Source organism: Exiguobacterium sp. KKBO11 (assembly GCF_001644945.1).
Classification (GTDB): Bacteria; Bacillota; Bacilli; order Exiguobacteriales; family Exiguobacteriaceae; genus Exiguobacterium_A; species Exiguobacterium_A abrahamii.
On record NZ_LUCU01000022.1, the window covers coordinates 374,339 to 398,896 of the forward strand.

The 24,558-nt window shown below is 49.1% G+C and carries 20 protein-coding genes; 1 reads left to right on the forward strand and 19 read right to left on the reverse strand.

Going from position 1 to position 24,558, the window contains the following annotated elements; all coding sequences use genetic code 11:
- Positions 1 to 67: 67 nt before the first annotated feature.
- From AYO36_RS08975 to AYO36_RS09005, 7 genes are all read right to left on the reverse strand, one after another.
- Positions 68 to 1,213, reverse strand: coding sequence for an FUSC family protein (locus AYO36_RS08975; RefSeq protein WP_023467731.1), 1,146 nt, complete (start codon positions 1,211 to 1,213; stop codon positions 68 to 70).
- 105 nt (positions 1,214 to 1,318) lie between these two features.
- Positions 1,319 to 3,253 (reverse strand): PTS fructose transporter subunit IIABC, encoded by a 1,935-nt coding sequence (locus AYO36_RS08980; RefSeq protein WP_064300218.1) that lies wholly within the window; start codon positions 3,251 to 3,253, stop codon positions 1,319 to 1,321.
- Positions 3,254 to 3,270: 17 nt separating this feature from the next.
- Positions 3,271 to 4,191, reverse strand: a complete 921-nt coding sequence (pfkB, locus tag AYO36_RS08985) for a 1-phosphofructokinase (RefSeq protein WP_064300219.1) — start codon at positions 4,189 to 4,191, stop codon at positions 3,271 to 3,273.
- A complete protein-coding gene (locus AYO36_RS08990) occupies positions 4,188 to 4,934 on the reverse strand; it encodes a DeoR/GlpR family DNA-binding transcription regulator (RefSeq protein ID WP_029341218.1) in 747 nt (248 codons plus the stop codon). The genes pfkB and AYO36_RS08990 overlap by 4 nt, the downstream gene beginning before the upstream one ends.
- A gap of 287 nt (positions 4,935 to 5,221) precedes the next feature.
- The gene (locus AYO36_RS08995) at positions 5,222 to 6,046 is read right to left on the reverse strand and encodes a fumarylacetoacetate hydrolase family protein (RefSeq protein ID WP_064300220.1); all 825 of its coding nucleotides are present in this window, start codon (positions 6,044 to 6,046) and stop codon (positions 5,222 to 5,224) included.
- Between the two features lie 131 nt (positions 6,047 to 6,177).
- Positions 6,178 to 7,620: a SulP family inorganic anion transporter gene (locus tag AYO36_RS09000; RefSeq protein WP_023467725.1), complete on the reverse strand. Its 1,443-nt coding sequence runs from the start codon at positions 7,618 to 7,620 to the stop codon at positions 6,178 to 6,180.
- A 72-nt stretch (positions 7,621 to 7,692) separates the two neighbouring features.
- Positions 7,693 to 8,601: a TetR/AcrR family transcriptional regulator gene (locus AYO36_RS09005; RefSeq protein ID WP_035398167.1), complete on the reverse strand. Its 909-nt coding sequence runs from the start codon at positions 8,599 to 8,601 to the stop codon at positions 7,693 to 7,695.
- A gap of 169 nt (positions 8,602 to 8,770) precedes the next feature.
- Here AYO36_RS09005 and AYO36_RS09010 point away from each other — a divergent pair, with 169 nt between their 5' ends.
- Positions 8,771 to 10,243, forward strand: a complete 1,473-nt coding sequence (locus tag AYO36_RS09010; RefSeq protein WP_023467723.1) for a DHA2 family efflux MFS transporter permease subunit — start codon at positions 8,771 to 8,773, stop codon at positions 10,241 to 10,243.
- On the opposite strand, the gene AYO36_RS09015 is transcribed toward AYO36_RS09010, so the two are convergent.
- The 12 genes from AYO36_RS09015 to AYO36_RS09070 form a co-directional block, all read right to left on the reverse strand.
- The gene (locus AYO36_RS09015) at positions 10,222 to 10,752 is read right to left on the reverse strand and encodes a 4Fe-4S single cluster domain-containing protein (RefSeq protein ID WP_064300221.1); all 531 of its coding nucleotides are present in this window, start codon (positions 10,750 to 10,752) and stop codon (positions 10,222 to 10,224) included. The genes AYO36_RS09010 and AYO36_RS09015 overlap by 22 nt on opposite strands.
- Positions 10,724 to 12,553: an anaerobic ribonucleoside triphosphate reductase gene (locus AYO36_RS09020; protein ID WP_064300222.1), complete on the reverse strand. Its 1,830-nt coding sequence runs from the start codon at positions 12,551 to 12,553 to the stop codon at positions 10,724 to 10,726. Before AYO36_RS09020 ends, AYO36_RS09015 begins: the two co-directional genes overlap by 29 nt.
- A gap of 240 nt (positions 12,554 to 12,793) precedes the next feature.
- The gene (locus AYO36_RS09025) at positions 12,794 to 14,833 is read right to left on the reverse strand and encodes an ATP-binding protein (protein WP_064300223.1); all 2,040 of its coding nucleotides are present in this window, start codon (positions 14,831 to 14,833) and stop codon (positions 12,794 to 12,796) included.
- 101 nt (positions 14,834 to 14,934) lie between these two features.
- A complete protein-coding gene (locus tag AYO36_RS09030; RefSeq protein WP_064300224.1) occupies positions 14,935 to 15,459 on the reverse strand; it encodes an AAA family ATPase in 525 nt (174 codons plus the stop codon).
- 101 nt (positions 15,460 to 15,560) lie between these two features.
- Positions 15,561 to 16,244 (reverse strand): LrgB family protein, encoded by a 684-nt coding sequence (locus tag AYO36_RS09035; protein WP_023467718.1) that lies wholly within the window; start codon positions 16,242 to 16,244, stop codon positions 15,561 to 15,563.
- Positions 16,237 to 16,626 (reverse strand): CidA/LrgA family protein, encoded by a 390-nt coding sequence (locus tag AYO36_RS09040; RefSeq protein WP_050677344.1) that lies wholly within the window; start codon positions 16,624 to 16,626, stop codon positions 16,237 to 16,239. The genes AYO36_RS09035 and AYO36_RS09040 overlap by 8 nt, the downstream gene beginning before the upstream one ends.
- A 428-nt stretch (positions 16,627 to 17,054) precedes the next feature.
- Complete coding sequence (mutL, locus tag AYO36_RS09045; RefSeq protein ID WP_064300225.1) at positions 17,055 to 18,887, reverse strand: DNA mismatch repair endonuclease MutL; 1,833 nt, start codon at positions 18,885 to 18,887, stop codon at positions 17,055 to 17,057.
- 10 nt (positions 18,888 to 18,897) lie between these two features.
- Positions 18,898 to 21,429, reverse strand: a complete 2,532-nt coding sequence (gene mutS, locus AYO36_RS09050; RefSeq protein WP_064300226.1) for a DNA mismatch repair protein MutS — start codon at positions 21,427 to 21,429, stop codon at positions 18,898 to 18,900.
- A 62-nt stretch (positions 21,430 to 21,491) separates the two neighbouring features.
- Complete coding sequence (locus AYO36_RS09055; RefSeq protein WP_023467714.1) at positions 21,492 to 21,929, reverse strand: YlbF/YmcA family competence regulator; 438 nt, start codon at positions 21,927 to 21,929, stop codon at positions 21,492 to 21,494.
- A gap of 111 nt (positions 21,930 to 22,040) precedes the next feature.
- Entirely contained in the window at positions 22,041 to 22,868 is an 828-nt protein-coding gene (locus tag AYO36_RS09060) for a DNA-3-methyladenine glycosylase family protein (RefSeq protein WP_064300227.1), read from the reverse strand.
- On the reverse strand, positions 22,865 to 24,133 hold the full coding sequence (locus AYO36_RS09065; protein ID WP_064300228.1) for a DUF445 domain-containing protein: 1,269 nt from the start codon (positions 24,131 to 24,133) through the stop codon (positions 22,865 to 22,867). The genes AYO36_RS09060 and AYO36_RS09065 overlap by 4 nt, the downstream gene beginning before the upstream one ends.
- A gap of 105 nt (positions 24,134 to 24,238) precedes the next feature.
- On the reverse strand, positions 24,239 to 24,526 hold the full coding sequence (locus tag AYO36_RS09070) for a hypothetical protein (RefSeq protein ID WP_029341204.1): 288 nt from the start codon (positions 24,524 to 24,526) through the stop codon (positions 24,239 to 24,241).
- Between the last annotated feature and the right edge of the window lie 32 nt (positions 24,527 to 24,558).

Here is a 24,558-nt window from a genome sequence, read left to right on the forward strand (position 1 = left end):
CGTTCTGTTATGCTGTTATACTGTTATGCTTTTAGCAAGTAAAGTATCGTTAAGGAGGACTATACGCTTACTTTTTACTTTCGTCAATGGCTTTTTTACGTTTAAATCGATTAAATGTTTTATCGCGGACTGATTTTTGTTCGATCGTCAGTGATGTGATATGACGACGAAGCGCACCGTTGAGCCGTTTTTCGAATGCTTCAAGCTCTTGGATCCACTCATTCATCGAGACGACGATCGGTAAGATTTCCATGATGACTTCTTCCTCGAGTTCATCGCGGTCAAGGAAAGAGTGCTTGACGAAGGCGATGTTCTCTTTGACGAGATCCTCCATCGCGAGTGGTTCTTCCGTCAACAAGAGATCATATGTCAGCAAGACCTTCTCTTGTCGCTGTGCGATATGCATCAAGTGATAAAACAATTCACTCCGAAGATCGTCCGCAATCGAGTCAAGGGCCTTCTCTCGCTCTCTGAAGCGCTCTGCCGTCGCGACACCACGTTCGAGGCACGATTGCATATGTTTGAGAATCAACAGGTTCCGTAAGAGCGAGGCGTGCTTTTGACGCGTTCCTCGAATCTCTTCCTTGTGTAGGTTGAACAGATTTTGTGTCTCAAGGAGCGAATTTGACATTTTATCAATCGCTGCCCGATATGGGGCGACCTTTCCTTCGAAGGCAATCGCTCGCGTGACGACGAGCAGTTTCTCGAAAAGTTTCGTCGCTTTCTGGTAATAGACATTGCCGTAACGCGGCGGGAAGATCAACGCATTGATGCCGAGCGCACAGCCGATCCCGAGCATGACGAGCAAGTAACGAATCAAGACGACTTGCCAAAGTGGTTCGGTCGCTGTCGCCACACTTTCGAGAATGACAATGATCATCAAGACGACGTGTGGAATCGTCCGCCCGAAACCAAAGGCTAGCAAAATCGAGATTGCTGCCATGATGACGATTCCGATTGCAAGCGGATTCGCCGGATTATCCCCTAAAATCCAAAGTGCGAGTAACGTCAAAAAGGCACCAATCAAGTTGGCCTCTGCTTCCTCGAGAAATTGTTTCCATGTCTGATAGACCGAAGGCAGGAGTGTCGTCGCTGCCGAGATCGCAGGCAGGATTGGGCTAAGGTTGAACAGATTACTGATCAACAGCGCCAAGATGACCGCAAGACCTGTCTTGATGGTCCGTGGTCCGATTTGTAAGGATTGTCCACCCATGTCCATCCCTCCTTCTTATTCAGTATGCCCTCTATTCTTCACCGTTAGCCGTCAAAATTCAACAAAAAATCCCCTCCGCTTGAAAACGGAGAGGATTTAGGTGAATTATGATGCTTTCGTACCTGTTCCTTCTGTCATTTCCGCTTTCGCGACCGATTGGTCAACAAGCGGTTTTTTGAGGAAGGATAGGATTGCCGCACCAACGAGTGAACCGATGAGGATCGCACCCGCGTAACCGACGATTGCCATGACCGTACCTGATGGACCATCAAGTAACGGGAAGACGAAGATACCGCCATGTGGTGCTGGGAGCAAGACGCCGAAGACGATCGTCAATGCACCAGCGATAGCTGAACCGATGACGCTTGACGGAATGACGCGGAGTGGATCGGCTGCTGCGAATGGAATCGCACCTTCTGTGACGAACGATGCACCCATTGCGTAAGCAGCGATACCTGCTTCACGTTCTTGCGGTGTGAATTTCTTACGTGCGAACAATGTTGATGAGAAAGCCACGATGAGTGGTGGAACCATCCCACCTGCCATGACGGCTGCCATGACTTCCGTGTTACCTGCTGTAAGAGCAGCTGTACCGAAAACGTATGCTGTTTTGTTGATCGGACCACCCATGTCGATTGCCATCATACCTGCGACGAGCATACCGAGGAGGATTGCGTTCCCACCACTGAGTCCGTTCAGTGAATCCGTGAGCCATGTCATGAACTTCGCGATCGGCTCATTGATGACGAGTAACATGATCATCCCTGTGATGAATGAACCAAACAGTGGATAGAGCAAGACTGGTTTGATTCCTTCAAGAGCTGCCGGGAGACCTTTGAAGACTTTAACGAGTAAGAGAACGACGTAACCAGCAAGGAAACCGGCAATCAATCCACCGAGGAAACCAGCGTTACCACTGCTTGCAAGGAACCCAGCGATCAGACCAGGAGCAAGACCTGGTTTATCAGCGATCGACATCGCGATGAATCCAGCGAGGATTGGAATCAAGAGACCGAATGCAGCTTTCCCGATCGACATTAACTGAGCAGCGAACTCGTTGTATGACGGATCATCCGGATTCGCAGAGTTGATTCCCCAGAAGAAGCTGATCGCGATCAAGAGACCACCAGCGACGACGAGTGGCAACATTGCGGATACCCCACTCATTAAGTGTTTGTAGAATCCACCACGCGCTGGTTTTGAACTTTCGCTTGAACCGCTCGCTTTGTAGACAGGTGCGTCTTGTTTGACGGCACGGTTAATTAATTCTTGTGGTTTACGAATTCCTTGTGCGACCGGTACTTCAACGACGTGTTTCCCGTTGAAGCGATCCATCTCAACCGCTTTATCCGCAGCGACGATGATCGCTGTCGCATCGTTGATGTCTTGTTGTGTCAAACCGTTCTTGACGCCTGTCGATCCGTTCGTCTCGACTTTGATGCGGACACCCATCTCTTCTGCTTTTTGGCGAAGGGCATCAGCCGCCATATACGTGTGTGCAATCCCTGTCGGACAAGCTGTGACAGCGAGGATATACGGTGCGTCTTGGTCGACGTTGTCGCTTGAGACGTCAACTGGACCTTCTTCTTCGCGTTCCTTCGCTTCGATTGCTGCGATGACTTCGTCTTTCGTTTTAGCCGCAAGAATCGTATCGCGGAAGTTCATATCCATCAGATAAACGGATAGTTTCGAAAGTGTTTCAAGGTGCGCATTATCTGCGTTCTCACCTGCTGCGATCATGAAGAACAACCGACTTGGTTGACCGTCGAGTGCTTCGTAGTCAACACCTGTCGAACGACCGAAGGCGATCGCTGGTGTTTTGACTGCTGCTGTTTTTGCGTGTGGAATGGCAATGCCTTCCCCTAAACCTGTCGTACTTTGCGCTTCCCGTGCGAGAATCGCTTCTTTATATGCCGAGCGATCGTTCAGTTTTCCTGCCCGATCGAGGACGTTTACGAGTTCGTCGATGACAGCGGCTTTAGATGACGCTTGTAAATCGAGCTGAATCGTATCACGTGTCAAGAGATCAGTAATTTTCATGAGTAGTCACACTCCTTTTAGGATTGAATGAGTTCAACGACGTTGACGTCTTTGATGAGACGATCGATATCTTCCTTCGTACAAAGACCGAAGGAATAAGCAGACGCGCTACCAGTCGTGACCGCATAGCGGAACGCTTCTTCTGGTGATTTGCCGAGCGCATGGCTGGCAACGAATCCAGCGACGAGTGAATCTCCGGCACCGACAGAATTGACGAGCTTTCCTGCCGGTGTGTTTGCCGTGTAGGCACCTTGACGATTGACGAGCAGTGCTCCGTCTCCTGCAAATGAGATGACGACGTTCTCGGCACCACGCTCGACGAGCTGTTGGGCGTATGGAACGGCCATCTCCTTCGACGTAATCTCGACGTCGAAAATTTCACCGAGTTCATGGTGATTCGGCTTGATTAAAAATGGACTGAGCGGTAAGACTTCAAGCATCGCTTCCTTCGTCGTATCAACGGCGAAGCGGACGTTCCGTTCATTCAAGATCGTCGCGATATGACGATAGAGATCATGCGGTAGACTGCTTGGGATACTGCCTGCGAAGACGACGATGTCACCGGCTTGCATCGTCTTGAATCGGGATAATAAATGCTCCAGCTCTTCCGGTTGAATCTTCGGTCCCGCTGCATTCAGCTCAGATTCTTGATCGGCACGAATCTTCACGTTGATCCGCGTCTCATCTTGAATCGGTGTGAAGTCCGTTAACACGCCTCGTTTCTCGAGTTCTGCCCGGATGAATTGTCCGGTACTTCCCCCAAGGAATCCGAGTGCTTGTGTTTCTACCTCATAGTTTTTTAGGACGAGAGAGACGTTGATTCCTTTCCCTCCGGCCACTTTTTCCGCCTGTTCGACACGATTGACTTGTCCTGCCTCAAATACCGGTAACGTGACATAATAGTCGATGGATGGATTGAGTGTCAGTGTATAAATCATTTCGCGTTCACCACCTCTGTGTATTGACTGTATTTCGCTTCTTGCTCGCTGGATGTCGTCGTGATGATCGTCGCCGCTTGCAAGGACGCCACCCGACTGAAGCTGATTGCATCCAGTTTCGTCTCATCGACGAGTACATACGATTGTTTTGCTAACTCGATCGCTGTCTTCTTTACGAGTGCCTCTTCCGGATCTGGTGTCGTGAAGCCTTGTGTCGGATGAACACCGTTCATCCCAAGGAACGCGACATCAAAATGGTAAATCAACATTCCTTCACGTGCGTTGTAACCGACGAGTGCTTGCGTTGAATGCTTCAGTTGACCTCCGACGACGAACGTCGGGATACGGTGATAGAGTAACGTGTTCGCTAGAGGAAGACTGTTCGTCACGACCGTAATCGCCTTCTCTTCGAGATACGGAACGATGGCAAGCGTCGTCGTTCCGGCATCGAGGTAGACATACATGCCGTCTTCGATCAGGTCAGCGGCCGCTCGTGCGATCCGTTCCTTTTCTTCGACATGTTTGTCACTCTTTTCGAAGTAACTCGGTTCCTCAATTTGCAAATGGTTCGCTGTCGCGCCCCCGTGCACCCGACGCAGATGACCTGCTGTCTCAAGCTGTGATAAATCCCGACGAATCGTAGACTCACTGGCACCGGTTTGCTCGACGATTTTTTGCATCTTGACGACTTCTTCTCGAGCTAGTAATTCGAGAATGAGTTGATGGCGTTTTTTCGTTAACATAAGGTTTCCCTCCACATCTATAATATAAAGCGTTTACATTCAAAAATCAATCAAAAACGTTCAAAAATTATATAATTTCTCTATAAAACGTTCAAAATACGACTTTTTTCGACATTAAACCGTCCTTATAGTTTCATTATACATCAAAAACGGTCATATGATGACTGTTTTATCGAATAAAATCAATCATTTTTCAAATTATCTATGTATTTCGCAAAATAAAAAACCGCTTTCCAAAGTAATGTGGAAAGCGGTGAATGAAATTCAATCATTTCGGTCATCTTCGTTCACTGGACTTCATTTTGCAGGCGACCGATTCCTTCAATCGATACCTCGACGACATCCCCTGTCTGAAGGTAGACCGGTGGTTTCATGCCGTGACCCACACCAGCTGGAGTTCCTGTCGCAATGATGTCCCCTGCTTCAAGCGTCATTCCGCGCGACACTTCAACTAAAATCGTCACGACATCACGCAACATCAAGGCCGTTGATCCCGACTGTCGGAGTTGCCCGTTCACGCGCGTCTCGACGAGGACGTCACTTGGATCAAAGCTGTCCGCTGAGACGATGACCGGTCCGAACGGACAGAACCCATCAAGCGATTTACCACGGAAGAACTGGACGTGTTCTTTTTGTAAATCCCGCGCTGTCACGTCATTGACGATACTATAGCCGAACACGTGATCAAGTGCATTCTCAGGTGTCAGATCACGCCCCGTCGTGCCGATGATGATGGCGAGTTCACCTTCATAATCCAGTTGCTGTGTCAAATCCGCATGCCGTTCGATCGGTTCGAACGGTCCGACGATCGACGTCGGTGCTTTCGTGAACAAGACGAATTTCCCCGCTCCCGCCGTATCCATCTCTTTGATGTGATCGGCATAGTTTTTGCCGACACAGATGACGTTTCGTGCTGGAACATACGGTGCCAGTTTTCGAACATCTCCATTAAGTAGTGGCGCGATATCTAAATCAAGGTCAACATCGAACTCACGTGAAATCACTTCAAACAATGAATCCGTATAGACTTGTGCCGTCACATCATATGTAGCCCCATCCTGCTCAACTCCGATGCCTACTTTTCCTTCTTGCTCAAATCGAAACCATTTCATCTTAACTGCCCCCTTTTGTTTTTAGTATAGCGAAACCAATCAATGGGCGCACTTCTCATCGTCAATCAGAAGAAAACAAAAAAGCAGTCGACACGATGCCGACCGCTTCCTCATATTTTCTTCCTGTTCTCTTATGCAATCCGTTGAGCTAGTCGATCGACAAGAGCCTGCGACTCTTCATTCAATCCAACGAGTTCAACTTTTTTTCCAAGTCGTTCGTATTTCAAGACGACGTTCTCGATCGCTTCGATGGCAGAATCATCAAACAAGTGACACGCCGAGAAATCGAGCGTGATGACGGACGATGGATCAGTTTCGAGCTGGAACTGTTCTGCAAATGCTGTCGTCGATGCAAAGAACAACGGTCCACGAATCGTATAACGGACTCGATCTGTTTGCTCCTTTCGCTCGACTTGAATACGAGAAATTTTTGACGCAAATAATAACGCAGCAAGCAAGATTCCGACAAGAACGCCCATTGATAAATCGTTCGTCAATACGGTGACGAGAACGGTTGCGAGCATGACAGCAGAATCACTCTTCGGTGACGTCTTGAGCATCTTAAATGAGCCCCAGTCAAACGTCGCATACGAGACGAAGAACATGACACCGACGAGTGCTCCCATCGGAATTGTCATCAATAGATCATTCATCGTAAACATCAACAGCATTAAAAACACACCTGCTGTCAACGTCGACAAGCGACCACGCCCACCAGACGTGACATTGATGACCGATTGACCGATCATCGCACAACCCGGCATGCCACCGAACATACCAGCGATGATGTTCGCAATTCCTTGTCCGCGTGATTCCATTGCTTTGTTTGACGTCGTATCCGTCATCTCATCGACGATTCGTGCTGTCAGCAACGATTCGATCAAACCGACGAATGCAAGTGACAAAGCATACGGGAAGATGATTTGGAGCGTCTCAAGTGAGAACGGGACGTCCGGCAAGAAGAAGCTTGGTAACGCCGCTTCGATTTGTCCCATGTCTCCAATGACTCGTGTATCGAGTGAGAAGACGACCGTCAACACCGTCATGATCGTGATCGCAACGAGTGGTGCCGGAATCGCTTTCGTCACGCGTGGGAATAACAAGATGATGGCGAGTGATGCGGCGACCATTGCGTACATGATCCAGTTCTGACCTTCAAACTGCGGCAGTTGTGCCGAGAAAATCAAAATCGCTAAAGCATTGACGAATCCGACCATGACGGATCGAGGAATGAATCGTAATAACTTAGCAATCCCTAAAAATCCGAACGCGATTTGTAGAATTCCGGCAAGGATACCGGCAGCTAGTAAATAGTCGACACCATGGTCTTTGACGAGCTGGACGACGACGAGTGCCATCGCACCGGTCGCAGCTGAAATCATTCCGGGACGACCGCCGGCAATCGAGATGACGATCGCAATGATGACGGAAGCGTATAACCCGACCATCGGATTAACGCCAGCGATCAGCGAAAACGCGATTGCTTCCGGAACGAGTGCCAAGGCAACGACGATTCCGGATAGCAAATCCGCTTTTGGTTGCAGGAACCACTCTTTTTTCCATTGAGTAAACATATGATGATTGAGACCCCTTTTCTAACATGAATGGTCTCAGTGTAATCCGATTAGTTTCAAAAAGCAACCTTTTTAGGAAGTTTTGGTCCGCACACGGGCAATCTCATCGACCATCGCCTTATAGGTCGCCATGATTTCCTGACCCGCAAAGACCGGATCTTCGTCCATCGTCTCGAGTGCACGGCGTAGAAGATGAATTTTCGGTTTCTTACGTTCGAGTAGTTCTTCATAGATGAAATCAAGAACCTCTTCATGGGCTTCCTTCGATTCATCGGAAATCGATGACAAGGTAATCAAGCGCTTCATATGCGCACTCGTCTTCTCGAACAAATCCTTCCGAATGACGACTTCATCTTGTGGACGATCGAGCCAAACGGATAGGAAACGCGGGGGAATCAACTGTTCTTCTGTCCGACTGACGTCTTCGACGAGATGCGTCAATCGATTGAATACATAACGGACGACCCGTTCCGGTTGTGTGTTCGGTTCGGATTGACGGAAGAAGTACATCGCATATTGCAACATCCCTGTATAAATGACCGCTAAATCTAGAAGATACGGTTCCTTCGTCTGACCGAATAAATCACGTAATCGTTCAAACGTCCATTCGATTTCAAGAAGACGGTTATTCTCCATGAACGTCTTCAGTTCTTTTTCATTCGAAGCAATCGCCTCTTCGAACAACGTATACAATTTATATTTTTGCATCAGTTCCAAGTAACAGTTACCTTGTTGGATGAACGTCTCATAATCCGAGACATCTCGTCCGACGAGAATTTCTTTGCGCGCCGTCCGCATCTTTTCAAAGACGGTATTAAATACATCGATGAATAATTCATTTTTAGAGGAGAAATAGTTATAGAACGTTCCCTTGGAAACGTTACTGTGCTCAAGAATGTCCTGGATGGACGTCGATTGATAACCTTTTTCGACGAATAGCTGATAGGCAGCATCTAGTAGTTGTTTCTTTTTTGGATTCATGGTCTTGTCCTTTTCTGTTCAAATGATTGCAATGGTTTAACAATCACTTATTTTAGTGTATGAAGCAAATAATTTGAATTCATTCGACTTGGACTGGTAAGATAGCCAAGTTAGTTATAGAATTCAAGTCTAACATTTTAGACTCATAGTACAAAAGGAGCATAACGAAATGCAATCAAGCAAGCAATCATCACGACTTTATTTAATTTTAACTGTCCTTATGGCAGGTGCGTTCGTTGCGGTCCTGAACTCAACGTTACTTAATATCGCCTTACCGTCGATCATGGGATCATTCGGTATTCAGGCAAGCACCGCCCAGTGGTTGACGACGGGCTATATGCTCGTCAACGGAATCATGATTCCGACGTCAGCATTCCTTGTCCAGAAGTTTTCGACACGTCAACTGTTCTTGACGGCGATGACGCTGTTCTCACTCGGTACGATCATCGCTGGACAAGCACACGTCTTCCCGCTTCTACTCGGTGCGCGGATGATGCAGGCATCTGGTTCTGCGATCATGATGCCACTGCTAATGAACGTTCTTTTGACCGGTTTCCCGATCGAGAAACGCGGACAAGCAATGGGAATCTTCGGACTTGTCATCACGTTCGCCCCAGCCATCGGACCGACATTGTCCGGCTGGATTCTTGAACATTATGAGTGGCGGATGCTGTTCCATCTCGTCACTCCGATCGCATTACTCGTGCTCTTCACGGGTGCCTTCTTGTTGAAGAAAGAGACGGTTCGTAGCACATTGAAACTCGATTTATTTTCACTCGTTCTCTCAAGCTTTGGTTTCGGTGGATTGCTGTATGGATTTAGTTCCGCTGGTTCTGCCGGATGGGGGTCTTGGACGGTCATCGGATCGTTGATCATCGGTGTAATCAGTCTGACTTCCTTCATTATACGTCAATTCATGCTCGAAGAACCGATGCTTGAGTTCGGGATTTTCCGTTATCCGATGTTCGCTTTATCGCAAGGAATTTCGATGGTCCTGAACATGTCGATGTTCTCCGCCATGATCTTGATGCCGATCTATATCCAGACGATTCGCGGTATCTCACCGTTTCACTCTGGTCTCTTGATGTTACCGGGGGCAATCGTCATGGCGATCATGTCACCGATCACGGGTCGTCTGTTCGACCGTTTCGGCGCCCGGATCCTTGCCATCATCGGCTTATCACTGACGGTCTTGACGACGTTCTCGTTTAGTCAATTAGCGGCGGATACGTCATACGCGTTCCTCGTCATCATGTATACGTTACGTTTCCTTGGAATCTCGATGGTCATGATGCCGGTCATGACGAACGGATTGAACCATATTCCGCAACACTTGACGCCCCATGGTACGGCATTGAACAATACGTTGTCACAAGTATCGGGTGCGATCGGTTCAGGTCTGCTCGTGACGATCATGACGTCGCGGACGAAGCATCACGTCCCGGAATTCGCTTCACAACCAGAAGCTGCTAATCCGGAATGGTTACAGATGCAAGCGATGATCGAAGGGATCAATGATACGTTCTTCATCGCGACGTTACTTGCACTCGCGGCATTGATCTTATCGTTCTTCATCAAAAAACGACGGACGACGACACTCGCAGTCGTCGAATCCGTCGATCAAGAACAAAAATATGCATGATCTGATTCTCCCCTGTCTGATGAGACGGGGGAGTTTTTGTTTTTGTGTAACACTCTTTTTTGCAGTTGCTGTCGATCATAAATTCGTTGATTCGTGCTGCCCCGAAAACGTGTCGTTCGGTCGAGTTTCGACAGGATGAACGGACCATCGATGAGTCCGTCTAGTCGCAGTATTAGTGGATGCCACCGTCGACGCTGTAAGATTTCCTCTAGTACATAGCCAGTATATAAAATGACGTCATAATCTGGTCCAAGTTGTTCGAGAAGTTGCACAAGTGCTGCCGCTTGAAGCATCGGCTCGCCGCCGGATAATGTCAAACGACGATTTCCGATCGCCTGAATCCGTTCCACTGTTTCTTTAATCGTCCAATCCACTCCACCTGCCGGATCCCAGGAGGACGGATTATGACAGCCGACACAGTGGTGTGGACAACCGGCAAGAAACAGGACCGTTCGCAAACCGGGTCCATCAACGACAGAATCAGGATGAAGGGAGAGAACGCGTAACATCGTGCTTCACCCGATTCTGCTCTTCAGCCCGTTTTGCCTCATTCCAACGGTCCAGTGTACCGACGAGATATCCTGTGATGCGTCGAATCCGTTCGATTGATCTACTTCCGCAAACCGGACACTGATCCTCGAGTGTCTGCTCCGTTCTGCAATCAAGACAACGATCGACGGGATGATTGATTGACCCATAGCCGATTCCAGCTTCCGCCATCAAACGAACGATGTCTTCAATCGCTTGTGGATTTCCGGCAAGTGCGCCATCTGTCTCGACATAGGTGATATGTCCACCATTACATAATGCATGAAACGGTGCTTCGAGTTGAATCTTTTCACGGATCGTCACGGGCGCATCGACAGGGATATGAAAGGAATTCGTGTAATACGGCTGATCGGTCACTCCTTTGATTTCACCGAAGTCACTGGCATCACGACGTGTGAACTTACCTGATAACCCTTCAGCTGGAGTTGCCAGTAAACTGAAGTTCAATCCCGTCATCTCGCCATAGTTGTCGATGACCGTTCGCATCGCTTGAATCAAGGCAATACCAATCTGGTGTGCCAGTTCGGAATACCCATGATGATTGCCCGTCAAAACGGTCAAACATTCCGCGAGACCGATGAAGCCGACCGCTAACGTCCCGTGCTTGAGGACCGGACCCACCTGATCCGTACTTTTTAGCGTCTCACCGTCTTTCCAGACATGTTGATATAAAAATGGAAACTCGTCAGCCGTTCGACTTGCCTGGAACTCATAACGCGCGATGAGTTGCCGGCATGCAAGTCTTGTCGTCTCTTGGACAGCTTCGAACATTTGATCGACGGTTTGACTCTGAAGTGCCAAACGGACGAGATTGATGCTCGTAAACGATAAGTTGCCTCGACCTGTGACGGACGGGATATCTCCACGATCTTCAAACACACGGGTCCGGCATCCCATGTATGCGACCTCGGCTCCCCCTGGTTGCTCCTGACGGTTAAATGGTGCATCAAGAAACGCAAAGTTCGGAAACAATCGTTTTCCTGTCACGCGAGTGGCAAGTTGAAACAAGTCATAGTTCGGATCCGTCGGTGACAGGTTGATGCCTTGTTTGACTTTAAAGATTTGAATCGGAAAGATCGGCGTCTCTCCTCTTCCTAACCCTCGTTCCGTCGCTGTCAGCAAGGCGCGCTGGAAGAGCCGACCTGCCTGCGTCGTATTCGTTCCATAATTGACGGATAAAAACGGCACCTGTCCCCCGCCGCGTGAATGCATCGAATTCGTATTATGGATGAACGCTTCGCACGCCTGAAACGTCTTTTCATACGTCTCCTGCCATGCGCGCCGCTCCCGCTTGCGTCGCTTCCAATGCGGCACAAGGGCGTTTAGTTTGGTCCATTCGCGTTGGTAGGTCTTTTCGACGAATGGCGCTACATCATCGTCAAAGGTCGCGAAGGCTTGTCCGCCATGCTGCATGTTTTGATTCGCTTGGACGATGATTGCCGCAAGGGCGAGGGCAGAACGGATGTCTTGCGCTGGTCGGATTGAACCGTGTGTCGTCTGAAATCCGTTCGAGAGTAGCTGACCGAGCGGAATCTGAGCACACGTCGTCGTACCGGTCACGTAATAATCGGCGTCGTGGATATACAAGATGTTGTCGTCAAGCGCCTGCAAGACATCTGCTTCGAGATGTCGTCGCATCATCTGCCGCGCTGCTTCCCCAGCAATCCGCTGTAATTTCGCAAGCGGTGTTTTGCCATCAATGTTTGCATTCTCTTGTTCGATATCTTGCGGTGGTGTGAGTAACGCTTCTAAGCTCTCCATGATTCTTCTTCCTCTCACGCTTTTTTGTAATCACTATAGCGAGAGTACAGAAACGTTAGCAATCCCTGCACAATTTACGATTTTTTCAACTGTTTCAGCCGTTCTGTCATCAATCTGTTCGATTTATCGTTCAAATGTCTGCATCTTACTCGTTTTAGCCAAGCGCATGAATTTGGACGAATCTCACACGTGAAACGACAAAAAAGAAGAGGCGCATGATAACGCCTCTTCTTCGTCTCTTCATTCTGCTTCGAGTAACGCGTCTGTCGCACTCGGCAATTTGACCCGGAAGACCGTTCCTTCTCCAAGGATCGATTCGACTTCGATATTGCCATCATGTGCGCGAACGATTTCCTTACAGATCGATAATCCAAGTCCCGTCCCGCCAATCTTTCGGCTGTCTGAGTTGTCGACCCGGTAAAACTTACTGAATAGATGCGGCATCGAATGGCTTGGAATCCCGATCCCGAAATCGCGAACGCTTAGTTCGATCTGATTGTGCTGGTGGGTCATCGTCACGACGACATCCCCGCCGTCCGGTGAGTACTTCACCGCGTTATTCAAGAGATTACCGAGTAACTGTTTCATGCTATTCGCATCTGCCTCGACCATGAAGTCCTGTTCATCATTCAAATCAAGCTGCAGACTGTGTTGCTCCGTCGCTGCTTGATAAAACTGAATTTGTTCCTTGACGATTTCTTTCAGGTCAAAGATTTGTTTGTCATACTCTTGCTTTCCTGACTCCATCCGCTGGACGTTCAAGAAGTCACTGACGAGATCGGTCAGACGTTTTGATTCATCGTGAATCGTCTGCAAGTATCGCTTGTTCCGCTCAGGATCCAAATCCCGTTTCAACATGAGCTCCGTAAAGCCATAAATTGAAGAGAGCGGTGTTCGAAGTTCATGCGATACCGTTGAGACGAGTTCCGACTTCACGCGGTCCACTTCTGTCTCAGCCGTGACGTCACGGAAGACGAGAATCGTTCCTTTTGAATGTCCCCCGTGCGCAATGGCTTCGGCATAGACTTGAATGAAGTATTCACCTTGGTCGATCGACAAGGAGAACATGCCCTCCGGAATCTCACCCGATAAGACTTCTTCAAAGTATGCTTCAAACGCTTCCTTTTGGTCCATCTGCTCGAACATCGTTTCCGGTCGGACTTCGAGGAAGGTCATCGAATCGTTGTCTTCTTCGACTTGTAACGACTGGAAGATATCGAATAACGCCTGATTTCCTAAGATCGTCTTCTCTTCGTGTTTGATGTAGAGAATCGCTTCCCGAACGGAATTCAACAGTTGTGCCGTCTCTTTTCGTTCGTATTCCATCTGTTCGTAAAGTGACATTCGCATCAATGAGATCGCGATTTGTTTCGAGAACGATTCCAGTTCCGCTAGATCCTGCTGGTTGAATGGTGCGTCAAACCGTGCTAGATAGAGACAGGCAATCAATTCTTCTTTTGCCGGATCCATGATCGGAATGACACCTTCATAGACGTGATACGGATACTTGATGAGATCGTCGTTCGCGACCTTTTTTGAGGAATGTGCGGTTTCCTTTGAAATCATGACTCGCTTTAGTAGTAACGACTCCGTCTTCAGACTCTCTTGTTGTTCTTCTGTCATTTCTTTTGGAACGACTTGAGCGATTTCATTATTCTTGATCAATAACAGAGCACCGAATTCCGTCTTCGTCAACCGGACGATCGTACTGATGACGGATGAATAATCGAATAAACTCTCCTTTGAAGCAAGCGTTTCGATCAGTTCATTCCGATCCTGCAAATGGAGTTCATTCGTCCGCGTCAATTCAAGAGCACGCTCAAGCTCGTTCTGTTTTTGCTTCAATACTTCCTGATTGTGTTCCATTTCTTGATTCTTAGCTGACAATTCCGCATGTTGTGATGAGATCGACCGTGCCATCTGGTAAAATGATGCCGTTAATTGACCGACTTCATTATGGCTGTCGACATCATGCTCGAGCGAAATCGACTTGCCTTCTGCAAGGCGACGACTCTTGACGTTTAATTCGCGGAGTTGTGACGTCACCCGATGAATCAATGGGCGAACGATGAACAATAGACAAAATAAAAATATCATCAAGTTCAAGAACCAGAACCATTGTGTCTTTTGTAACTGGTCGAGTACTTGTTCCTTCGTCCGACCGTCTGCATTATCCACGTATAAATAACTGGCAACCGATGTGATGACACTTAGTGCAAAGACACTATAAAAAATCGCCATCAACTGTCTGCCCAATTTCTCAGTCATCCAGTGTTTCATATTCATAAATCCTCCTAGCAATAAGTTGCCCTTCGTTCAAGATTGTTTCCTCCTCATCTATTATCATCTAATGATTCCCGGAAACATCTTTCTTGAATCCTTTATGGTCGGGCAGGCGAGAGTCCAATCCCGGTCACGAGGGCAATCGCATCGACGATTTGTCCTTTCGTCAGATCATCCGTCTCGATCTGTTGACTGAACAATGGATCGGTCAGTTGACGTAAGCGTTGTTCTGCCTGTTGACCACCCCATGAATTCGGATGCTCGAAGCGGCTAATCAACCGACGTTTGACAGTCGTCTCCTTCGCCATCAAGGCGATATGACGGACGTCATGACCGTTCGCTCGTAACGTCCCGATGATTTCCTGAAAGTACGCTGGATTCGTCAATGTCATCGGTACGATGATCCGCGCCTTTTCCGTATCGAGCTGCTCGAGGAGCTGTCGATTGAACGCACGCCACAACGGCTCATCCTGAAAATCATCCTTGTTTTCCGGCAGTTGCGCTCGTAAAAAATAGCCTGTCTCCTCTGGATCAAAGATGTGTGATCCGCTCCAGCGTTGTTGTAGCCCTTTTGCTGCCGTCGTCTTCCCGACGCCAAACGTACCGTTAATCCAAATGATCATCTGATTCTCCTCCACCCTGTTTTCTGTTGTACTATACTGCAAAAGTGGTCGACAAGTTTCAATCGGTTACAAAAAAACACTCCGTTTAAAAAACAGAGTGTTTACCCATATAACCATGTGATTAAAAACGGTGCGATGACACTGGCACAGACGGCCGTCAAGACCATCGTCAGCAGACCGACCGCCCCTTCCCGTTGGTCAAGACTCATCGATTTCGTCGCGCCCATGACGTGGGCAATCGAGGCTAGTCCAACCCCACGGCTGACGAAGTGACGAATCTTCAAGCCCGTCATTAATTTTGGTCCGACGATTGATCCTGTCAATCCTGTCAATAAAACGAAGGCAGCCGTCAGCGTTGTCGTCCCGCCAGCTTTTTGTGAAATCGCTAAGGCAACGGGTAAAGTGACCGATTTGGGTAACAAGGCAAGATTCGTCGTCCGCTCAAGATGGAGTAGCAGACCGAGTAACAGATCTGAACTCATTGCAATACATGTTCCAAGCAAAACACCAAGCCCGATTTCCGGTAGAAAACGGCGAACGTGATGCCGGACCCGGTAGAGCGGAATCGCAAATGCCGTGATCGCTGGACCGAGCATCTTCGACAAGTATTGTCCACCCTGCATGTATTCTGCATGTGAGACGCCGCTATAGACGAGAATTACGATCAGGACAGCCGTCACCGTCAGGATCGGTAACGTCCAGACACGAGGATGACGTTGATAAAGGAACATTGCGCCACTGAATAAAAGAATGGTCAGGATGATCCAAAAAAGTGTCTCACTCATGTGGGGTCACCGCCTCTTTTCGGTGTGCCAAGCGATCGACGATATACGCTGATCCGACTAACGTCAGCAGGCTGCTGACGACGACGATCAACACGACTTGAAGACCAGATGTTCGAAGGAATGCCGTATAATCCATGATTCCGGACAGTGCTGGAACGAAGAATAACGGCATGACGAACAGCAGAAAGGTTCCGCCCCGTTCAACAGCGACGAGAGGAAGCAGTCGACTTTTTAACGTCACGTACAGAAGAATCAAGCCGATGATGTTACCGGGTAATGGTAACTGGAAAGTTTCGCTCACCCAGTCCCCACTGAGTGAAAAACAAAAAATAAGTGCGATTTGAGCAATGATTTGAATGATACGCATAACGCGTGAAAGCATGATAAAGGTCCCCTTGTTAACAGTTTCGGGTCTTATTATCCGCCTCTTCCCTTCAACAATCAATGAAATCTAGTTAATCAACTGAAGTAACCGTTCTCATGAAAATCCATACCTTTTTTGTATTAGGACAAACAAAAACCAGTCAGTCGTGTATCAGTACAATAAATGATTCGAGACGAACAAAAAGGGGCTGACTCCAAAAAAGAATGACGCGTCTTTTCACGTTCTTTCCTCAGGCGAGACACAAGCCAGTTTTCCTGCTTCATTCAAGCAGAAAATCGGGTCTTGTTTGTCTCTGATAGCGCATAAATGCGCCTGTTCCTGTAGGAGTTGCGTGTGACACGTCATTCTTTACAGAAACTGACTTTTGAGTCAGCTCCCTTTTTAATCTGAGACGACACCTGAATGGGGTCGTCTCCTCTTCATGATTACATGACCCGTTTAAATAACTTCTCAAGTTCATACGTCGTCCATTCGATGATGACCGGACGTCCGTGTGGACACGTGAACGGCATCTCCGTCTTCGCTAGATCGTCAATCAACCGGCGCATCATCTCATCGTTCAACGGATGATTCGCCTTGATTGATTTTTTACATGCCATCATGATGGCGGCATCTTCCCGGTACGTCTCAAGATCGATTTTTCGCTTCATCAAGGCTTCATCGAGTAATTCCTGAATCGTCTCTTCCTGCCGATGGGATGGGAACCAGGTCGGAACTTCTCGAACGATAAAACTTTGTGGACCGAATGGTTCGAACTCGATGCCGACGTCTTTTAGCAACGGAAGGACCTCATCCATCCGTTTCATATCATCCGACGAGATTTCAAACGTATACGGCAAGAGCAATTGCTGTCGTTGTTCCGGTGGTCGACCGAACATGACCTTATACGTCTCGTATTTGATTCGTTCCTGTGCTGCATGTTGATCAATCATATACATCCCGTCTTCCCCGGCACAGACGATATAGGACGAATGAAGCTGACCGATGACGTCGAGATGCGGAAAGCGCGGACGCGCGGCTGGTTCCTCAATCGGTTCAACAAAGTCTTGCTTGACCGGTTCGATGGGCTCGAACAGATCATCCTCGTTGCTAAACGGTAATGATTTCTCTACAGGTGGTCGATCGTCCTCTTGCGGCTTTTTCGGAATCGGATAATTCCAGACCGCTCGCGATGACGTTTCTTCGACTGGTTCCGCGACGTAAGAAAAATCGAGTTTTTCCTGGCTACTCGGATCCTTTTTTGGTTTCGGTGGCGTCACTTTCGGAATCAGCGTCTCCCGGCTGAGCGTCATCTTGATTGTCTCCTGGATCAACTGGCAGAGCTCCATCTCTTTTGAAAGACGGACTTCTCGTTTCGCCGGATGGACGTTGACATCGATCAGGAGTGGATCCATCGTCACCTCGATGACTGCAATCGGATACCGCCCAATCGGTAAGAGCGTATGGTAACCGTTCAAGACCGCTTGCGTCAGGGCGAAGTTTTTGACCGAACGTCCATTCAAAATCAACGTGATGTAATTCTTTGAGGCACGGGTCACTTCCGGTTTGACGAGATGACACGTCAATTGATAATCGGCATTCGCACCTTTTGCGACCAACGTCCCTTGGATCGTTTGATGACCGTAGACGCTCGCCAGCGCTTGCCGGACGTCTCCTGATCCGTTCGTCTGAATCAACGTCTTCCCTTCATGGGTAGCCCGAAGCTTGACGTCCGGATGGGCGAACGCCATCCGGTTCAACACGTCCGTGATCGCCGCAAGCTCCGTATGCGTCGTCTTCAAATACTTCAATCGAGCCGGTGTGTTGAAGAAGAGATGCTCGACCGTCAATTCCGTTCCCCGGTTCATTGCTGCTGGCGTCCGTTCGACGACCGTCCCGTACTCCAGCGTCACTTGAACCCCTTCCGCGTCCTCACGTTTCGTCTTCAACGTCACTTTACTGACAGACGCGATCGAGGCAAGTGCCTCTCCGCGAAAACCAAGTGTCTTGATTCGGAACAAGTCATGCTCGTCCTTAATCTTACTCGTCGCGTGACGGACGAAAGCCAGTTCAGCGTCATCCGGGTAAAACCCGTGTCCGTTGTCGCGGATCGTCATCCGTTTCATTCCGGCTTCTTCGAGTTCGACATCGATTTGGGTCGCACCGGCATCAAGTGCGTTCTCAACCAGTTCCTTGACGACCGACGCTGGTCGTTCGACGACTTCTCCCGCAGCGATCCGGTTCGCTAAACTATCGGATAATTCACGAATGATTCCCACTGCATTCTCCTCACTTTCTTGCTTCGGCTTGTAGGCGGTACAGCGTATTCAATGCCTCGAGTGGCGTCATGTTGATTAAATCAAGACTCGCCATCGTCTCACGCAGCGGATCCGCTTCTGAGAACAGACTGAGTTGATCAACCGGCTCTTCCTGAACAGGAGCTTTGACAGGTGCTGCGACCGGAATAGGCTCTGCCTGCTCGAACTCGGACAAGAGGACTTGCGCCCGTTCGATCAGACTATCTGGTAAATCAGCTAACCGCGCGACATGAATTCCGTATGATTGGTCGGCTTTTCCGTCGCGTACTTCATGCAAGAAGACGACACGCCCATCTTGTTCAACGGCACGGACGTGAACGTTCGCTAATCGATCAATCGATTCTTCGAGCACTGTCAGTTCATGATAATGGGTCGAAAATAGCGTCTTCGCTCCAACGTGCCGGGCGATGTGTTCAACGATTGCTTGTGCGAGTGCCATCCCGTCGTACGTCGAGGTCCCGCGACCAATTTCATCTAGCAGGATCAACGACCGGTCCGTTGCACGCGTCAAGGCTTCTTGTGTCTCGACCATCTCGACCATGAATGTCGACTGTCCACTGACGAGGTCGTCTGCTGCCCCGATCCGGGTGAAGATTTGATCGAAGATCGGCAGTTCCGCTTGAGCAGCTGGTACGAACGAGCCAATTTGATGCAATAAAGCAATCAAGGCGAACTGTCGCATATAGGTCGATTTACCGGACATGTTCGGTCCAGTGATCAACAGCATCTCGCGTCCTTCGTTTAAGGTAATCCCGTTCGCGACGTATTCACCGCGCGGTAAGACTGTCTCGATGACCGGGTGACGTCCTTGCTGAATATCAACCGTTCGTCCCGTCGTCGTGATTGGTCGGACGTAGTCATGCGTCTCAGCAATCTCAGCTAGTGCGACGAGGACGTCGAGTTCCGCGATCCGGCGACTGACCCGTTGCAAGCTTTCGATATGTCCTTTAACTTCATCGCGCACTCCACAGAAGAGATCGTACTCGAGTGTGACACTCTTCTCTTCCGCCCCTAGGATCAGCGCTTCTTTTTCTTTTAACTCCGGTGTGATATACCGTTCGGCATTGGCGAGTGTCTGCTTCCGTTCATACCGTCCTTCTGGCAACAGCTTGGCATTCGCACGCGATACCTCGATGTAATAACCGAAGACGCGATTGTAGCCGATCTTCAACGTCTTGATGCCGGTTGCTGCCCGTTCACTGGCTTCAAGTGTCGCAAGCCATGTCTTTCCGTCTTTTGAGGCGACGAGTAACTCGTCGAGGTCTGGGGAATAACCGGACTTAATCATTCCGCCCTCTTTCGTTGAAATCGGTGGGGCTTCGACGAACGCGCGATCGAGTAGATCGCTCAACTCATCGTGCGGATCGAGTCCGAGACTGAGTTGACCGAGACGTTCACTCATCATCTCCTCAAGCGCTGATTGAATGCGGGGAATCAATCGCAACGTCGACTTCAATTGAACGAGATCGCGCGCTGACGCTGTTCCATACCCGACCTTCGCGACGAGTCGCTCGAGATCATAGACTTCGCGTAACGTATCTTTTAGTTGTTGACGCTCGAAATAGTGCTGCAACAATTCCTCGACAGCGTCGAGCCGTTCCGTGATGACACGTTCCGATAACAACGGTTTTTCTAACCAGCGTTTCAGCATCCGTCCGCCCATCGCTGTACCTGTCACATCCAGTAGACCAAGCAACGAACCCTTTTTATCTCCTGTCCGTGCCGAGCGGACGAGCTCGAGATTCTTGACCGTATTTGGTTCGAGTTGCATGAAGTCGCTCGCCTCATAGACGACAGCCGGTTGCAGATGCGTCAACGCTCGTTTTTGTGTATCGTGCATGTAGGCATAGAGGACGGCAAATGCTTCCGCTTGAGCTGTATCAATCGCACGGTCACCGTGCGGATGCGTCTCGCGCCGTGAACTACGCGTCAGTGGAATCCGTAAGTGTGCGAGCGCTGTCTCATGTTCCTCTGTCGTGACGATGATTTCCCGTGGCAGGATGATGCTCAGTTCTTTGACCACACCGTCGAGTGTCGCAACGCTAGTCAAGGCACTCTCACCGGTCGAGACATCACCGCGGGCAATCCCAAAGCGACCGTCCTGTTCGACGACCGCGACTAAGTACCGATTCTCTTTTTCCGTCAAGGCGGACATCAACGTTCCCGGTGTGATGACTTGGATGACTTCGCGTTTGACGAGTCCTTTCGTCAACTTCGGATCCTCGACTTGATCGCAAAGCGCCACTTTATAACCACGCTCGATCAACTGTTCGATGTAGCCGTTCGCTGCGTGATGAGGCACGCCACACATCGGAATCGGATGTTCCGCGTTCTTTCCATTTTTCGCCGTCAGCGTTAACTCCAGTTCATGGGCGACCTTTTTGGCATCCTCAAAGAATAATTCGTAAAAATCACCGAGCCGATAAAACAAAAAGGCATCCGGATAATCCGCCTTGATCGAGAAGTATTGTTTCATCATCGGAGTGTTGTGTACTGCTTCCATTCTTCCACCTCATTCGTAGAAAAAGCCGACGGATGTCCGTCGGCTTTTCGTTCATTTCGTGATTAGTAGCCGCAACCGCCGCTTTTGTTTTCTGCTTCCATGCCGCTACCTGTCTTACCAGCGAGAACATCTCCGTCCGTCGCTTCGATGATTTGATCCGTAATCCCGTTCGAGATCGTCACCGTGATGTATTGGAGAAGTCCGTTGACTTCTTCTTGTGTTTCTTGGAACTGTTGGACGACAGGCATCTCATCGAGCTCAGCGAACAATTTATCGAGCTTCGCTTCGACACGTGCGAGTGCTTCTGTTTTGCCGTAATGCTGGCAGTTGACTGCCTCTTTTTGAAGGAACTTGATTTGTTTCATCATCTTTTGGACTTTTTCATTTCCATTGATGTTGGCTTCTGCCGCTTTAAATCGTTCTACTTCCGGTGTCTCTGAAATCATTTTGGCGATTTCATTGGCTTTTTCGATGATTTGTTCATCTGTATACATCCACATTCGTCCCCTCTATCGTTAGCGAACACGTCGCTTCCCTTAGCATTCTGAACGATTCCTCGTTCTGTCGCATTCATTATACCGTTCTCGCGATAGAGTGACAAGAATAGTTCCTTATTCAATCGAACGCCATAATAGATAGGCGGCGTGACTACGGACAGGGGCAAATTCCTCTGCCAGTCGCGTCGCCTCTTCAACAGTCGGTCGGTAACCGAGTAACTGTTCGAAAGCCCGTAATATCCCGATGTCCGATGCCGGAAACAAATCTGGACGACCGTATCCGAACATCAGGACGTTTTGGACAGTCCATGGTCCGACGCCTTTCAGTGCAATCAACGTCTCAGCGATTTCTGCGTCGTCGGCTGACGTCAATGCATCATAATCAATCGTTGCTGTCGCTACGCCAAGCAGATAATCGACTTTACGTCCTGATAGTTGCAGAGCAAGCAAGTCCTCGCGACGCGCCGTTGCTAATTGACGCGGTGTCGGCGGAAGAATGATTCCGTCCTTGACCGTTCCGAATGTTCGAAAGACACGTTCCGTCAACGTATGGGCAAATGACAGATTGATTTGTTGATGAATGATCGAGCGAATCAAGGCCGTGAACGGTGAATGATCAAGCACGAGTCGTTCGTCACCGAACTGTTCGACGATCGCGTGTAACGACGTCGCCTTGAGACGCTGCGCAGGATTCGGCTCATTGAGTCGAAAGCGTCGATTGATTTGCGTCAGCACCGCTGTTTGCGGTCCTGAACCGTCAATCCGTAACGTGTAACCATCGATGGCTTCCATCGTCGTGATGTATGCCTGATCGTTGATGAAGACCGGAACGACGAGTCGCCCATCCTGTTCGATTTGTAACGGGTCTCCCGTCAAACGAGACACGACTCCTTTAAAATCAAATGCTTCCGACAACGTCACATCATATGTCCACCGGCTCATCCGACGAACACCTTGATCGCACCGAGAATCAAACCGATGATGAATCCACACAATGCCCCGTTGACCCGAATCCATTGCAAGTCACTGCCGACCTTATCCTCGATCATATGAATCAGTGTCTCCGTATCGAACCGGTTTAAGTTCTCGCGGACGAGTCCACCGATTTTTTGGTGATTTTGTTCAACGAAACGAACGAGTTGCTCCTTCATCCATTGATCACTGCTATCCTTGAACGTCGGATGCTGTTCCCAGTCGTCTAAAGCGCGCGAAAGCATCGGCATCGCCCGTTCCGTCCAGAAGGCATCTGACGTCAAGTAGCGTTCGAGTTCGATCAGACCAGCATCATACGCGCGTTCAATGACCGGAACGAAGTCAAACCGGTCGACCTCGCTTGCCTTCCAGGCATCGATTTTCGCTAGACGCTCTTCATCAATCGACAACTGTGCCAGATTTCGACGCAGATGATCAAGAATCGCTAAACGATTCGGGTGATGGACGTGTCGCATATCTTGAATGACCGTCAGCAAGACACCTTGAATGACAAGACTGAGTTTTTCTTCTGAATAGACTTTTTGGACGGTTCGCGCCGTCACCCGCAAGAACGTATTCTTTTCTTGATCGATCATCGCCGTATAGGCAAGGCGCCCAATCTGATCGCGGATGACGGGGTCTTCGAGCAGACGTTGCCCATAATCGAGTAACTGATCCATCAGCCACTCGTCGAGGCGACGTTCCTCGTTTAACTCCATCGCCCGTACCGCTAGCCGTTTTGACGGATACGCTTTGATCGTCTCCGTCACCCGTGTATTCGCAAACTCAAGAATCGCCTCTTTCGGTAGTTTCCGTATTAGACCAATCAACAGTTCGGTGACGGTCGCTCGAAAAGCAGGCAGAACGAGAATCGAACGTAAGATTTTGATGACACGATCTGCGAGCGTCATGTGCTGGAGTTTCGCGACGATACTCTCTTTATTGAGCAAGTCCGTCTCGAGCATATGAACGATTGATTCGATGACCCGTTCCCGATTTTTCGGCAACAGGTTCGTATGGGGAATCTTTAAGCCAAGCGGATGGCGAAACAACGCCGTGATCGCGAACCAGTCGGCAATCCCACCGACGAGTCCGGCTTCAAAACCACTCTGGAGCCAAAAGACCCACGCATTTTCTTTAAATGGCAATGAGACGACGAATCCGACCGCCATGAAAATCAACGAGACGGTCGCAAGCCGCCGTGTCGATGTTTTAGGTTGTTCAAGTGATGACACATCGTTTCCTCCTTCAACTGAGTCACTTATCTACCTTACGAACGGGACAAGGATTAGGTTTCGACACGAAAGAGCCCCAGTCATCGACTGGGACTCCCTATGTACTTAAAACGTGTATTCACCAAAACGGTCGCCATCCCATGTCGCGGTTGCCGTTGAGACAAAATAGACCAGTCCGTTGCCGAATGTATTTTCCATTAATGAAACGAGTTGTTGACCATTCGTCTGCTCGACGAACGCTAATCGGACTTCTTCTTTCCCTTGATAAATCCGTTCGTAGACACTTAAACCGCGTGCATTGAGAAACGTACGCGCCGACTCGAATTGAATCGGACCGACTTCAGGTCGTCGTTCCTGAATGAACGACTGACATTTTTGTTCGAATGTCTCCATGGTTCTTCACTCCTTCTCTCTTTCTGTTCATG